The organism is Sphingobium salicis subsp. salicis (assembly GCF_049472635.1).
GTDB lineage: Bacteria > Pseudomonadota > Alphaproteobacteria > Sphingomonadales > Sphingomonadaceae > Sphingobium > Sphingobium yanoikuyae_A.
Genome location: NZ_JAYRCS010000001.1, coordinates 1,540,530 through 1,555,448, shown reverse-complemented (window position 1 = coordinate 1,555,448; position 14,919 = coordinate 1,540,530). Strand labels below are relative to the sequence as shown.

The window sequence follows — 14,919 nt, the reverse complement described above, 5'->3', positions numbered from 1 at the left end:
CGCGCCTGGCTATATCGGCGATGCGCGCGAGGACGTCGGCGAGCCAAGCCTGTGAATCGATGTCGTTGAGCTTTGCCGTGCCGATAAGGCTCAGCATGAAGGCAGTGCGCTGGCCGCCGCGGTCTGAACCGGCGAATAGCCATGATTTTCTGCCCAGGGCTATACCTCTGAGCGCGCGTTCCGCCGCGTTGTTCGAGAGGCATATGCGGCTGTCGTCGAGGAAGGCTGCGAAGGCGGGCCATGCCTTGAGCATGTAATCCATGGCCTCGGCCACATCGCTGTTCTTCGATAGCTTGGACCTGTTCTCCCGCATCCATTCTTCTAGATCGGCAACCAGCGGGGCGCTGAGTTCCTGCCGAAGGGCGAGGCGCTCCTGGGCCGGTCTGCCGTTGATGGCGCGCTCGATATCGAAGATCGCGTCGATGCGGCGGACCGCCTCCACTGCCAGCGGCGAGATGACGGCCTTTTTGCGGCGCTTCTTGAGCTGCGCGGCGATATCGGCCAACTCGAAGAAATAACGGCGCGCATGGCTCCAGCACAGGGCGCGGGTTAGCGGCGCCGGCAGGCGGTCGCCATGGAACAGGGCATTATAGCCGGCATAGGCATCAGCCTGAAGAATGCCGCTCCAACCGCGCAGATGGCCCACAGGATGCTCGCCCCGCCGGTCGCGGGAATAATGGAAGATCGCTGCGGGCGGCGCGGGTCCGCCAAAAGGTCGATCATCCCGGATATAGGTCCAGATCCGGCCCGTATCGGTCTTGGTTTTTGCCAGCACCGGCACCGTCGTATCGTCGCCATGCAGCCGCTCGGCGGCCAGGACATGCGCCTCGATCAGCAGATAGAGCGGCATCAGCGCCGCGGTGCAGGTGCCGACCTGATCGGCCAGGGTCGAAAGGCTCAGGTCCACGCCTTCCCGAGCATAGCGATCACGCTGGCGGCTGAGCGGTTGATGCGCGCCGAACTTCTCGAACAGCAGCATCGCCAGGAAGCTGGGGCCAAAGAGCCCGCGGGGCGTGGCGTGGAACGGCGCCGGCGGTTGGGTGATCTTCTCACAATCGCGGCAGGAGAACTTCTCCCGCACGGTCTGGACCACCTTCCACTGGCGCGGCACGACCTCAAGTGCCTCGGTAATATCCTCACCCAGCTTGCACAGCCGATCCGAGCCGTAGCACGGGCAGGCATCGGGCGCGACGATGACGACGCGTTCGCGTGGCAGATGCTCAGGCAAGGGCTTGCGGGCGGGCCGCTTGCGTTCAAACGGTGCGACGTTGGTCTTCGCCGCTGCCAGGGCAGCCAGAAGCTCATCTTCGCTGGCAGCGGTCTCGCACTCCTCGAAGGTCAGTTCCATCTGGTCGAGCAGATGGCGCGTGCGTTCGGATCGCTGGCAAAAAGGGTACGACGCATCTTCTCGTTCTGCAGTTCGAGAAGGGCGTTGCGGGCTTCCAGGTCAGCGTTGATGGCCTTGATGCGGGCGACTTCAGCAGCGACAGCCTCGGCAGCGGCAAGCCGCTCGCGAAGGCTGTCGATCTCTGCTTGCGCTTCGGTCCCCATGGCCAAAGGCATAGCCGAAAATCACCGGAATCCCTAGCTTATTAGGCCATGCCGGGGCTTTTATCCGGCCAATGTCGGGCGCCATGCGGCCTGCGGATTACGCCAGTCGATCGCCTCCAACATGCAGGCCATCTGCGAGGGGGAGATGGCAATCACACCGTCCACGGCCGAAGGCCAGATGTACTTCCCGCGCTCGAGACGCTTGGCATAAAGCGACATGCCGACACCATCATGCCAGATGATCTTGCAGAGGTCGCCGCGGCGTCCCCTGAAAATGTAGAGGCCGCCCGCGTAGGGATCACGTCCGAAACTCTGCTGCACCTGCAGGGCCAGACTGCGCATACCGCGCCGCATGTCCGTGTGCCCTGTTGCAATCCATATCCGAACGCCGGAGGGGACTGGGATCACGGCTTGACCGACCGCAGCACTGCCGACACCAGCCCGGGCGAGGCGCCAGCGGGAATGCGCACAATCGCCCGCTCGAACTCGACGGTGATCGCCGATCCGATCACTGGCGCCGGGTCAGCTTGCACCTGCACCTCGGCAAAGCCTTGCGCTGCCTGCTCCATCTGTCGCCGCCACCAGTAGATCTGGTTCGACCGAAGATCAGCACGGCGGGCAATCTCCGCTACGTTCGCCCCCGGCGCCGAGACTGCCGCGACCAGTTCTCGCTTCTGTTCGTCGCTCCACACCCGGCGCCGCTCCGGCCCTGAAATTAATGTGATCTGGCTCATCGCACCGTCCTTAGTATCGGTGCAAACACCGGCGCTTGCACCGGTGCCATGTCAAAATATCAGCCGATCACCGCAAGGCGGCCCTCACCGGAGCGATACCGTTGACATGTGGAGACAGATACTTTGCCAATTCGGATATGTTCGCAAATCTCATCTGCGATCGCTCCAGTTTTGTTATCTGGTGGGTTATCAGTTCCGACGGTGTCGCCATTAGCGAGTTCTGGTGGTCTCGAGCGTTTTGCGACCCTTTCGGTGCGCCCATGGCTACTGCATCATGTCGGCAAGAAGGGGGATAGATACTAGCACATGCTGGTGTGGTTCCAGCATTGCTACAGCGAGATTATCGAAATATATCTCCGTTATAGATAGTGCCGAACTAATATAGGTGGCTAGTGAACGAACCGCATCCGGCTCAGGCTCTAATCCTTCTAGGTTTCGTGGACAAAGGGTATCCATTGCAGGGCTGAGACGAGATTGACGAAGCCGAGGTAGGACTCTTTGGTTTTGTCGTATCGAGTTGCGATACGCCGCCAGTTCTTGAGTTTGTTGAAGAGGCGTTCGACAAGATTGCGCCAACGGTATTTTTCGCGATCGTGTGGGATTGGATCGCGCCGATTGCTTTTGGCGGGAATGACAGCCTCAACGTCAGCATTGGCCAATTCCTCGCGGATGGCATCTGCATCGTAGCCCTTGTCCGCCAACAATGCCTCGATCTTATGAGCAATCAAACGGAACAGCGGGCCAAAGCCTTGGATATCGTGGCTCTGGCCCGGCGTCAGGACAAAGCCGAGCGGTCGGCCTTTGGCATCGCAGCGGGCGTGGAGCTTTGTGCTGAATCCGCCTCGCGATCGGCCAAGCGCCTCGGTTTCCTGAGTCCCTTTTTTATGCCGACGGCACAATGATGTGCTCGGACCACGGTGCTGTCGATCATGTCCGCAGTGGCATCACGAGCCACCATTTCGCCCAGTGTCTCGAGCATCGCCTCGAACACCCCGGTCGTAACCCAGCGCCGGTAGCGGCGGAAAACGCTGTTCCACTTGCCATATTCATCCGGCAAGTGGCGCCATTGCGAACCTGTGCGGGCGATCCACATCATGCCTTCGAAATACAGCCGGTTGTCCTGTGCTGGACGACAGCCACGACCACGCTCAGATGGCAGTAATGTGCCGATGATCCCCCACTCGTCCTCCGTCAGCCCAATACGCTCGCCCAACGCCACCTCCAAAAGGCAGCCTTGAATCAACGCCCGATCCTGCTGTCAACCTTTGTCCACGAAACCTAGCAGGGTGTCAATTTGGTCAAATGACTGACCCATAAGCCGTTGCCGGATTATATTGGCTTGCAAGCTCAAGAGTTCATCATTCAGGTCTGGGTATGAACCGCACCGGGATTGCCGAAGGCCATTTCATTTAAATTAGGCTGCCAGTGGGACGTCGTCCAGCATGGCATAATATCGCTGCTCGGCTTCGACCGGTGGGATGTTTCCGATGGGCTCCAAGAGCCGCCGATTATTGAACCAGTCCACCCATTCCAGCGTAGCGTACTCAACGGCCTCAAACGACCGCCAAGGCCCTCGACGGTGGATCACCTCGGCTTTGTAGAGACCGTTGATGGTTTCGGCCAAAGCATTGTCGTAGCTGTCTCCAACGCTTCCAACTGACGGCTCGATGCCAGCTTCGGCGAGACGCTCGGTATATTTGATGGACACGTACTGCGATCCGCGGTCGCTGTGATGAACCAGGCCGCCTCGGTGAACAGGCCGCCGATCGTGGATAGCCTGCTCCAGCGCATCCAGCACGAAGCCGGCGTGCGCGGTTCTGCTGACGCGCCAGCCCACGATGTAGCGGGCGTAGACGTCGATAACGAAGGCGACATAGACGAACCCCGCCCAGGTCGCGACATAGGTGAAATCCGAGACCCAGAGCATGTTCGGTGCCGGAGCATGAAACTGGCGATTGACCTGATCCAGCGGGCATGGTGCTGCCTTATCGGCAATCGTGGTGCGCACCGGCTTGCCCCGGATCACCCCTTGCAAGCCAAGATCTCGCATGAGCCGTTGCACGGTGCAGCGAGCAACATCGAAACCCTCGCGCTTCATCTGCCGCCACACCTTGCGCACGCCGTAAACGCCGAAATTCTCCGCAAACACGCGCAAAACCTCGGGCCTCAGAGCCTCGTCTCGTCGAATGCGTGCGGACTGCAGTGCGGGGTCGCGTCGTTTGGCGACGCGCTCATGATAGGTGGATGGGGCGATCGGCAGAACCCGGCAGATCGGCTCGACCCCATAGGCATCGCGATGTTCATCGATAAAGGCGATCATCGTTTGAACGGGCGGTCGAGCTCCGCCTGAGCAAAATATGCCGACGCCTTGCGAAGGATCTCGTTAGCTTGCCGCAGTTCGCGGACCTCACGCTCAAGCGCCTTGAGCTTCTCGGCTGTCTCCGTCGGCACCCCGCCGCGCTTGCCGCTGTCCACCTCGGACTTCTTCACCCATTCCAGCAGCGTGTGCCCGGAACACCCGATCTTCTCGGCCACCGATGTGATCGCCGCCCAGCGGGAAGGATAATCACCTTCATGATCCAGAACCATGCGGATCGCCCGCTCGCGAACCTCGGGTGCAAACTTGTTCGTCGTCTTGCTCATCGTAGACCCTTCCTCTCAGGAGTTAGGGCCTCCGGCAATCCCGGTGCGGTTCACCTGCTCGATCCCGAGCTTTTAACCTGGGCCTTTTCGAGCGCTCCTGATCGCGAATTTCTACACGACATTTTTGAGCTTCAGATGATCATTCAACCTCGAGCCGCACGCCTCGCAGCCGAACGACGATCTCAACGAGATCTGACTGAATTAGACCATCAACTCAGAGCAATGGGCGTTGCAACTCCTGCCCCCCCTCTCCTCTGCCCCCAAGCGCAATTTCATGCTCGGCTACACCGATCGATCGGCAATGACGCTCTGGCCAATTTGGGCGCCGGTCTCATATCGATCTTGTACTGGATTATCCCCGAAAAGCCCTGCACAGACGTTACCTTAGGCAATTACACAAGATTGCTTGAAGCTGTTCGCAGTCGCTGCGGCAGCGAAGCAGACCTTGCCATGGGCGAGATTATGAAAGGGTATGAGATTTTGATCGCCCTTCCCCACGTCCCGTTCAAATTGCGCCCGGCAAAAAGTGGTCCAGTTGCAGCATGCTGTCGCAAATGACGCCAACGCAACAGCCGTCCCGAACCTCATAAACGAACTGAATTTATCGAGCGATCGATGCGCACCAAGTGCTTGCAAGGATAATCTGTTATCGATATCAACTCTAAATGGGATATCGTTAGATTATACTGATAACAGGAGAGATTGAATGACCGCTGCCACCTCCCGCCGAACATTCCTCGCAGGTGCGACGGTATCGGCAATCAGCTGCTCGGGCGCGTCCTTGTCGGCATCGGCGGCAGAACCAAAGCCGGACCAGACCTTAACGGTCTCTTCTCCGAACGGCGCTATCAGCATTGCGCTAGCTCTTCCGAAGCAATCCGCCGATTATCCCAAATGGTCCGCGAAAGCGAACGACCGCGTCATTAGAGGTGGCCTGGAGAATCTGCACACTGAGATAATTGGATTTTCTGCCTCGGAGCAGCCAGGAAGGCTGCGAGACAGGAGCAGAGAATGAGCAGACGACCCCGGCGCAACCACAGCCCGGCATTTAAGGCGAAGGTGGCGCTTGCCGCGATCAAGGGCGAGAAGACGCTGGCAGAGCTGGCGCACGACTATGATCTGCATCCCAACCAGATCACGACGTGGCGCACGCAGTTGCTCGAAGGGGCGGCGGGCGTGTTCGGCTCGGAGAAGGCGTCGGACGAACCGGCCGTCGACGTGAAGACGCTTCACGCCAAGATCGGCGAACTGACGCTGGCCAATGATTTTTTGGAAGGCGCGCTCGGCAAGGCAGGTCTGTTGCCGAGCGCAAAGCGATGATCGATCGAACGCACACCTTGCCGGTGAAGCGGCAGGCGAAGGAACTGGGGATCAGCCGGGGCAGTGTCTATTATCTGCCGCGGCCGGTTTCATCCGAAGACCTCGCAATCATGCGTCGCATCGACGCGTTGCATCTGGAGTTCCCGTTCGCAGGAAGCCGGATGATGCGCGACTTTCTTCGTCAGGAGGGCATCACGATCGGCCGCTGCCATGTCGCGAGCCTGATGAAGAAGATGGCGATCGAGGCGGTCTATCGCCGTCCCAGCACTTCCAAGCCGGCACCAGGACACAAGATCTACCCCTATCTCCTGCGCAAGCTTCCGATCGTGAGGCCCAATCAGGTTTGGGCGACAGACATCAGCTACATCCCCATGGCCAAGGGGTTCGTCTATCTCGTCGCCATCGTCGACTGGTTCAGCCGCAAGGTTCTCAGCCACCGGATCTCGATCACGCTGGAGGCCGACTTTTGCGTGGAAGCGCTCGAGGAAGCCCTGGCGCGCTATGGCAAACCGGAGATTTTCAATACGGACCAAGGCAGCCAATTCACGAGCCAGGCCTTCACCAGTGTGCTGATGCGAGAAAAGATTGCCATCAGCATGGACGGCCGCGGCGCCTGGCGCGACAATGTCGTGGTCGAGCGGCTGTGGCGCTCAGTGAAGTACGAGGAAGTCTACCTGCACGCCTACGCATGCGTCAGCGAAGCGCGCAGTTCGATCGGCCGATACCTGGGCTTCTACAACGCCCGGAGACCTCACTCGAGCCTCGGCGGACGTACGCCCGATCAAACCTACTTTGACAATCTGCCACAGGCCGTGGCAGCGTGAATTGGCCGCGACTTGCGGGGCGTCACTCCGGCCGGGCTACGCCCGACCTCCATGACGCCCCGCAGGCAGCAGCTTGAACAACCAAACCGCAGACGATCCACTTATCAAACGTCAAAGGCTGTTCAGACAAACCGAGCCACTTCTATTCTCTCTCCGTCCAAGCTAGCTTTAGTCTTGGACAATGGGCGTTTGCTGGGACCAGGCGCGCGGCTCAAGGGGCAGCGCATAGTCGCCGTGGATAGTAGCTGGTCTCCACCTTATGGAATTGCCTCAAATTATGATGGCAAAGCCAATCAGATCGAGGCGGACTTTGTAGATCGGCGCTCCAAGATCGAGTTCTCAATCCATCTGCTTGCGCATAATGACGGCGTAGCGGTACGATTTGTTCTTCTTTCGGCCCCGAAAAAGAAGGTAAAACTCGGTGGCGAAGCTATCGAATTTTGCTTCGCTGACGGCACCGAAATATGGAGCAGCCGGGATGAGGGCGAATATGCCATCTCAAAGCCCGGCGCGCTTGCGCCCGTTCCTCACCCTGAGCTCACCAATAGCACCGATAAGGGCAATTTCGCAGACACTCCCCTTCTTGCCCTGACCAAGGATGGGTTGTCACTTTCGATAAGCGAATCTGATCGCCTTCATTATCCCCGGCTGATGTTTACCGGCGGCGACAATCCTCTCAGCGTCGTGACGAAACTCATGCACTTCCCTGGGAGAGCGACTGGCTATTCCGGCCCCGGCGAAACGCATGCCGCCCCTATTTTTGAAGTCGAGGCGCCTTTCACGACACCATGGCGGCTCATTCTGGTGAGCGACAAGCCGGCGGGGTTGCTCGAAAAGGCTGGGCTAATCCCGACGCTTGCCACCCCCAATCGTCTCGGGGACACATCATGGATCAAGCCCGGCAGAGCATTCCGGATCCGCGCGCCCTATAGCTTCCAGAGCGCCATGGATGGCTTGGCCTTTGCCGAGAAGCGCAAGCTCGATTTCATAGAGTTCGACGTTCACTGGTATGGCGATGGAACCGACTCCAGCGATGCAACCCGTCCTATTGACGGATTCGACCTCCCGACTATCGTAGCGCGGGCACGCGAAAAAGGCATCGGCACGATCGTCTATGTCGACCGCGTACCTGCCATGCGGCAGCTCGATGACATCGTCGCGACTTACCAGAAATGGGGCATTGCCGGGATCAAGTTCGGCTTCATCTGGGAAGGACGGCAAGAAGATGTCGATTTTATCTACCAGCTTGTGAAGACCTGCGGCGAGGCCAAGCTGCTAGTAAATCTGCACGACAACTTAAGGCCGGCGGGCCTCGAAAGAACCTTGCCAAATTATGTTGCGCTTGAGGGGGTTCGCGGGAATGAACAGTTCCCCACGGCGCGGCATAACGTCACCCTTCCGTTTACTCGCGCTTTGTCCGGCCCGATCGACTACACGATTTGCTACGACCACTATATGAACAAGACGACCAATGCTCATCAGTTGGCGATGGCTGCGGTCTATTATAATCCGCTTACCTTCCTCTATTGGTACGATATCCCGTCAAAATACGCGATCGGCGCGTGGCCTCCGCTCAAGTGGTTTGATGAGTGCCCCACCACCTGGGAGGAGACACGCGCTATCGATGGCCAGCCGGGCCTCTTTGTTGCGGTGGCGCGGCGCCACAAAGGCCGTTGGTTCCTGGGCGCTATGACCAATGAGGACCCACGCACCATATCTGCGCCTCTCTCCTTCCTTGGTACGGGCAAGTGGAAGGCCACGATCTTTGCAGATGGCGCGGCGGGCGCTCAGCCCAGATTGACTCCTGTGTCGATCCTGACGCGAACAGTTACGGCAGAAGATGTGCTGCCCCTGGATCTCAAACCGTCAGGCGGACAAGCAATCCTTTTCGAAGAGTTGAATTAAGACTCGGGGGACTGCCGAGCTGAAAAATCGGTCGGCAGTCCCGACGATCAAACATAAAATGGTATCGATACCTATTTTTGGGAGAGAATGGGATGAAGGGATGTTCGAAATTCACAGCAGCGGCGTCGGCAGGCGTTTCCGTCGTAGCCCTGGCTGCCGCAGGTCCCGTATGGGCTCAATCTCAACAGACGCAGCCCGCTTCGGATGCAGATATCGTCGTGACAGGCGTTCTTCGAGATACGCTCGCGAGCAAAGCGCCCATCGCACTTACGAACGTCAACGATCAGAAGATCCGCGACGTCGTTCCAGTAAGCGCCGCAGACCTTTTGACGGAAATTCCCGGGGTCGTTGTGAACAGCGACAATGGCGAGACGAAAAACTCGGTGTATGCGCGCGGCCTGTCTAACGGTACGGCCTCAGGAACCTTTGGCTATTATTGGACTCAGATCCTCGAAGACGGCATGCCCGTCGTGCCCAGCCTCTATTCCAATTTCCAACCTGACATGTTCCTGCGCGCGGACGTCACGACCAAGCGGGTTCAGGCTGTGCGCGGTGGGTCCGCAGCAGTGACGGGCCCTAATGCGCCGGGCGGGCTGTTCAACTATATCTCGAAGACCGGCCTCACTGATCCTGGTGGGATGATCATCGCTCGCCTGGGCTTGGAAGGTGATGATAATGTCTATCAGAAATTCGACGCTTATTATGGCGCGCGTAACGACGCCAAAACTTTTGGCTGGTCTTTGGGTGGCAACTATCGGCGTAGCTTCGGCTATCGCGAAATCCCCTATCCGCTCAACAAGGGCGGCCAGATAAAGGGTAACGTGAACGCCCTCTACGACAGCAAATTCGGGTCTGGCGGACTTCTATTCACGTTGAAGTATCTTAACGATCATACCGGCAATCTTGATAGCTACAGGCCCCTTGCCTACGGCTTCGATAATCCGCAGTTTACGGATGTTTTCGGCAGATCGGTCAACTTTCTTCCGACCGAGAATATCGCCCACTCCGTCCCTTTCGGAGCGGATGACTCCCGCTATTGGAACCCAAGCGATTTCAGCCATGAGGAAAGCCTCGCTGCCGGGCTCAAGTGGGACCACGACTTTGGCGGAGGCTGGAAGATATCCAACAACCTGCGCGTCCAGCAAAATAAGGTTGAGCACACTTACGCAACCGACATTGGGTATCAAAGCCTGCTCAATGCCGACACGTTCCGCTTGATGAGGACGCAGCTTGCCGGCCTCGCTAATACCCCGGGCTTCTTCACTTTGAGTGACAGGTCCACGGGGCAAACCCTGGCCCGTGTCTATCGTGTTACCGCTGCAAGCCAGTCAGGAATCTGCGTCACTCCAGTGTCCAACGGCTACTGCATCGATCGCACTACGCCTAACCTCCTTCCCAATCAGACGATCGTCAACGAAGCACCGATCGATAGTACCAACCTCATTCTGACAGTAGGTTCCAGTAACGCAAACGGCATCATTCGAAGCCGTGATTTCATGGACCTCTTCACGCTCACCAAGAGCTTTTCAACGATCACGGTAACCGGTGGCGTCTACTTCAGCCAGAGCCGCTTCTCTCGCGATTTCGCCTATGGCGGCCGAGGGGTTATGCCCTTGCAAAATGGACCGTCGCCGCTGGACGTGACATTCCAGACGACGACCAGCACCACTGCCGGAGGCGCCGCTGGTACAGTTTACCAATTGACCGACCCGGCAGGCTTTGGCGCATTGGGAAGTTCTGTCGGCCTGACGCTTCAAGACCGCGCTAAGACGCGCGAAATCTCGCCTCTGTTTGGGATCACGTGGGAGCCAAACGACAAACTGCTGTTCGACTTCGGAGCCCGCTACACTTTCTATCGCGGATGGGGCGAAAATCGCCGCTTTGCCACCAATCCTGACGCAACGTCACGGACATTCGGCGGCCTGGATGGAGACCCGCTCACGCTTTACGATAATCTCTACGCAATCGAAAGCAGCGCCACGCGCTTCACCTTCGATAAGCGAGTATCATACCTCCAATATAGCGGGGCGGTGAGCTATATGTTCAGCAATCAGGCCGCCGTGTATTTCCGCTACACAAAGGGGCGAAAAAACCAGGATGCGTTTTGGGACGGCTTCAATGTCTCCCAGAAGCTCGCAGACGAATATACGCTCGATCCGCTGCCCACCATCGAACAGATGGAGCTGTCGCTGCAGTACAGAAATCGCTGGCTAACGTTCAATCCGGTGCTGTTCTACACCGACCTAACAAACGTGCCAGTTCGACGGAACGATGGATTGTTGGCCGATGGAGCGACGCGCTATACCACTCGCCCATTCTTCAGCCATTATCGGTCCTACGGTCTGGAACTGGACAACAGCATCCGTTTCGCACGGTGGTTTGACATCCGTAACGTCCTCACGCTTAACTGGGGCCGGTCAGTGTCCTTCGCCAGTATAAACCTTGGCACCTGCAATGGCGTCCCCACCCCTGAGAAATGCCCCAACGGCATTCAGCCGCAGGATGATGATTTCGCCGAATATATCTCAGGTCCCCAGGAGCGTGCGGCAAGGGTCACATATAATGGAACGGCCAACTTCCATTTCGGTCCACTCACAGCCTATTATCGCTTCCGTTACATCAGTTCCAGGCCGGTGACAGTCCGAAATACATTCCGCCTGCCGGCGCAAAAACTATCTGACTTCGGACTTCGCCTCGATGCGTCAGACGCAATCCAGATATCGTTCAACATCAACAATCTGTTCAACGACATCAATCCCACGCAGGTCTCTCAAGTCGGCACAAGGCCGTCCAATCTCACGGAGGAGCAGTTCCTGGAGCTATATCCAAACGCGCTCTCGCAAGTGCAGACCAACGCCCCTCGATCTTAGAGGCTGTTTGGGAAATCGGCGGCAGGGGTTGTCATAGGCGTATCTGCGTGATTCAGGCTCTGGATGTGGACGCAGCAGAGCCGGGGGCGGATGGCCCAGATTGCGAAGAAGACGAAGCGTTATCCCAGTGACCTGACCGATGAGGAATGGGATCGCCTTGCGCCGTTGATGCCCAAGCCGGGTCGTCGAGGCCGTCCCCGCGAGGTGGATTTCCGCGAAGTGATCAACGCGGTCCGCTATCTGGTGCGATCGGGGTGTGGTTGGCGGATGCTGCCGATCCATTTTGGCGCCTGGCAGACGGTCTATGGCTGGTTTCGGGAGCTGGCACGCAGGTTCCTGTTCCAGACGATCCACGACATCGAATTGATGTTGGACCGAGAACGTGAGGGGCGAGAAGCCAGCCCCAGTGCGGCGGTCATCGACAGCCAGTCGGTCAAGGCGCCTTCCGCAGAAAAGCGCGGTTTTGACGCAGGCAAGAAGATCGTCGGTCGCAAGCGGCATATCGCAGTCGACACCGATGGACGCTTGCTGATGGTCAACCTCACTACCGCCGATATCTCCGATAGTGCAGGCGCTCAGGCGATCCTCGATGGCATCCGCAAGCGCTGGCCGTGGGTGAAGCATCTCTTTGCCGATGGCGCCTATGATCGCCTCAAGCTCATGGACAAGGCCAGCTACCTCGACTTTGTCGTGGAGGTCATCCGTCGAAGCGATCGCCAGCAGGGCTTCAAGGTGCTTCCGCGCCGCTGGGTCGTCGAACGCACCTTCGGATGGATGACCCGATGGCGCCGTCTGGTCCGCGACTACGAAAAGCGCATCGACGTCTCACAGGCGATGATCCTCGTCGCCATGGGTGGAAACCTACTACGCCGAAACGCTCATCCCTGATTTTCCAAACGGACTCTTACTTCCTCACCATGGCAGTGCGTTTTTGACATCATGATCAGAAAGAAGTTCTTCCTCACGCTCTCTGCAGCCGCCCTAGCGGCCGGTCTGACGCCAGCCATGGCAGCGGATGTGCCGACCCTGGCATTCAATCCTGCTAACATGGCCAGAGTGAAACAGCTGCTGGCATCAGACAGTGAGGCGGCGGCTCGCTGGAATGTGCAGAAGAAAATCGCCGATGATGCCATCGCCACCCAACCCAAGGGCGACCGCAATATCGATGCAGCTCTTGAAGCTCTAGCGTTAGCTTATCGCGTCACAGATGACGGCAAATATGCCAGGGCCGCCCGCGATCTTCTGATAGCTCGAGCCCAAAAAAAGGACTGGCTCACAGATCTTCCGTTAGCGCGCCGAGACCCGCCCTGGAAGTCCGATCTGGGAATGGGCTTCGCAGCCGCAAGCAGCGGCATAGCCTATGATGCAATACGACCGACGTTGTCTTCCGCCGATCGAAATATCATTGTCCAAGGCATCATCAATGGTGCGATCGAGCCGATCGTTGACGACTGGATTGATGGTCGCAAGCGTATCCATGCCTTGGACACAATGGGCCATAACTGGTGGGGACATATTGTTTTTGGCGCGGGCGTTGCCGCGCTTGCTTTGAAGGATGATGACTCGCGCGCTCTCGAATGGGCCAAGCGGATCGATCAAGCGAGCACCGAATGGTTCTCATTCACCGGCTCGCGGATCGAAAGTAAGCCTGCAACCTTTGGAACGGATGGCGCCTATTCCGAAACGATTGGCTACGCCGAACTCGGCCTTCACAGCCTCATGCTCTTCCGCCGCTCCTGGGTAGAAGCGTTCGGGGCTCAGCCATCTCCGATCGCCAACCTTGAGAAGACAGCAGACTATTTCATCGCCGCCGCCTATCCAAAAACCAGCGGGTGGAGCTCTCTCAATTTTGGTGACAGCAGGCCGCCAAGTTGCGGATGCCACACCCTCGCCGACTTCTGGGCCTTGGGCGATCGAAATCCAGCCTATCTGACCTATATAGCAGGCTTCTCAGGCGTGGCGGAAAAAGATGCCTGGAAAGATGCAATCAACCTCCCCTATTTCCCAAGCGCCGCAGAGCGCCAGGCAGCAAGAGCGCCTATTAGCAAGGGCACAACGACGGCATTCCCAAGTCAGGGACTGCTTTCGATGCGTGACAGCTGGAACGAAGATGCCACCCTGTTTGCCCTCAAGTCGGGGTTCACTTGGAACCACAACCACGCCGACGCAGGTAGCTTCAACCTGTATCACAAAGGGCAAAGCCTGATCGTGGACTCGGGTCACTCAAGTTATTCGACCCCAGAATATGACGGGTATTTCCGCCAGAGCGTCGCGCACAATGTCGTGACGATCGATGGCAAGGCTGAACCGCCGTCGGACCTCTATGATGGATCCCATTTCATGGGAGCGATCGACCATGTCCTGAGCACGCCTGACATACGGTACGCCTGGGCCGACGCGACCGGCCCGACCTCTCGCTATTTCCAGCGCAACTACCGCAATATTCTCTGGATCGGCGACACCATATTGATCATTGATGACCTGCGCAGCTGGGAGATCGGTCAGTTCGAATGGTTGTTCCACTATCAAGGGAATGCCAAGAAAACTGGCAAGGCAATTCGAATCCATAACGGCACCGCCGCGGCAGACGTGACCCCACTTTTCCCAAACACCTTGCCGGATGGCGGTCTCCCTACTGACTATCCTTATGCGATGAGGCTGTCCGAACATGAGGGCCTCAAGGATGGTGAAACGCAGGTCAAGCAAAGCTACCTCGGGTTTCAGCCGGCAGGCAAAACTGATCGCGAGAAATTCCTGGTGGCCATTCAGCCGCTACGGGAGAACCGTCCGGTATCCAAAATCGAGAAGCTTGAGGGCCTCGACTGGATTGGGGTGCGCATTCTGGGTCCGGATCGCACGACCGAAGTCTATATGAACAAGCTCGCAGATGGGCGCCTGCGACATCGCAATGCGAACACCACGCTCGCGGGATATGAGACCGATGCATACCTATTCGCGATCAGCTGGCCTCGGGGCGCATCGCCTATAGCGCGGCGATCTGGATGAGAAGCTGGCGTCAATCAGGATGAGAACTGATCGTCGCGGTGTTCATGTGGTGCCTGCTTTGATTGA

At 58.0% G+C, this 14,919-nt stretch carries 10 protein-coding genes, 2 pseudogenes and 1 other annotated feature; of the genes and pseudogenes, 6 read left to right on the top strand and 6 right to left on the bottom strand.

Annotated elements, in window-relative coordinates:
- Positions 1 to 10: 10 nt before the first annotated feature.
- The 5 genes and pseudogenes from tnpC to VHN57_RS07365 form a co-directional block, all read right to left on the bottom strand.
- Positions 11 to 1,551 (bottom strand): annotated as a pseudogene (tnpC, locus tag VHN57_RS07385) (IS66 family transposase); the annotation flags it as partial.
- Between the two features lie 60 nt (positions 1,552 to 1,611).
- Complete coding sequence (gene tnpB / locus VHN57_RS07380) at positions 1,612 to 1,959, bottom strand: IS66 family insertion sequence element accessory protein TnpB (protein WP_423283340.1); 348 nt, start codon at positions 1,957 to 1,959, stop codon at positions 1,612 to 1,614.
- Complete coding sequence (locus VHN57_RS07375) at positions 1,956 to 2,285, bottom strand: transposase (protein ID WP_423283339.1); 330 nt, start codon at positions 2,283 to 2,285, stop codon at positions 1,956 to 1,958. Before VHN57_RS07375 ends, tnpB begins: the two co-directional genes overlap by 4 nt.
- Positions 2,286 to 2,713: 428 nt before the next feature.
- Positions 2,714 to 3,504: pseudogene (locus tag VHN57_RS07370) on the bottom strand (IS5 family transposase).
- A 195-nt stretch (positions 3,505 to 3,699) separates the two neighbouring features.
- Positions 3,700 to 4,928, bottom strand: a protein-coding gene (locus tag VHN57_RS07365) for an IS3 family transposase (RefSeq protein ID WP_423282422.1) whose coding sequence is annotated in 2 segments (ribosomal slippage) — positions 3,700 to 4,640 and positions 4,640 to 4,928 — 1,230 coding nt in all. Because the reading frame shifts where the segments join, the coding sequence is not laid out codon by codon here.
- Positions 4,531 to 4,647 (bottom strand) — a sequence feature (AL1L pseudoknot). Its footprint overlaps the gene before it by 117 nt.
- Between VHN57_RS07365 and VHN57_RS07360 the strand changes: the two genes are divergently transcribed.
- Complete coding sequence (locus VHN57_RS07360; RefSeq protein ID WP_423283337.1) at positions 4,860 to 5,486, top strand: FCD domain-containing protein; 627 nt, start codon at positions 4,860 to 4,862, stop codon at positions 5,484 to 5,486. The genes VHN57_RS07365 and VHN57_RS07360 overlap by 69 nt on opposite strands.
- A 123-nt stretch (positions 5,487 to 5,609) precedes the next feature.
- Here VHN57_RS07360 and VHN57_RS07355 read toward each other — a convergent pair whose 3' ends face one another.
- Positions 5,610 to 5,783: a hypothetical protein gene (locus VHN57_RS07355; RefSeq protein WP_423283335.1), complete on the bottom strand. Its 174-nt coding sequence runs from the start codon at positions 5,781 to 5,783 to the stop codon at positions 5,610 to 5,612.
- A gap of 156 nt (positions 5,784 to 5,939) precedes the next feature.
- On the opposite strand from VHN57_RS07355, the gene VHN57_RS07350 reads away from it, so the two are divergent.
- The 5 genes from VHN57_RS07350 to VHN57_RS07330 all read left to right on the top strand — a co-directional run bounded on the left by VHN57_RS07350 (position 5,940) and on the right by VHN57_RS07330 (position 14,853).
- Positions 5,940 to 7,072 (top strand): IS3 family transposase gene (locus VHN57_RS07350; RefSeq protein ID WP_148564904.1). Its coding sequence is split into 2 segments (ribosomal slippage): positions 5,940 to 6,201 and positions 6,201 to 7,072, totalling 1,134 coding nucleotides; the frame shifts between segments, so codons are not numbered across the junction.
- 51 nt (positions 7,073 to 7,123) lie between these two features.
- Positions 7,124 to 8,977: a glycoside hydrolase family 97 protein gene (locus VHN57_RS07345; RefSeq protein ID WP_423283333.1), complete on the top strand. Its 1,854-nt coding sequence runs from the start codon at positions 7,124 to 7,126 to the stop codon at positions 8,975 to 8,977.
- Between the two features lie 92 nt (positions 8,978 to 9,069).
- Positions 9,070 to 11,847: a TonB-dependent receptor domain-containing protein gene (locus VHN57_RS07340; RefSeq protein ID WP_423283331.1), complete on the top strand. Its 2,778-nt coding sequence runs from the start codon at positions 9,070 to 9,072 to the stop codon at positions 11,845 to 11,847.
- 63 nt (positions 11,848 to 11,910) lie between these two features.
- Positions 11,911 to 12,735, top strand: coding sequence for an IS5 family transposase (locus VHN57_RS07335; protein ID WP_125990377.1), 825 nt, complete (start codon positions 11,911 to 11,913; stop codon positions 12,733 to 12,735).
- Between the two features lie 51 nt (positions 12,736 to 12,786).
- Positions 12,787 to 14,853 carry a heparinase II/III domain-containing protein gene (locus VHN57_RS07330; protein WP_423283329.1) on the top strand — a complete coding sequence of 689 codons (2,067 nt, stop codon included), beginning with the start codon at positions 12,787 to 12,789 and terminating at the stop codon, positions 14,851 to 14,853.
- Positions 14,854 to 14,919 lie beyond the last annotated feature (66 nt).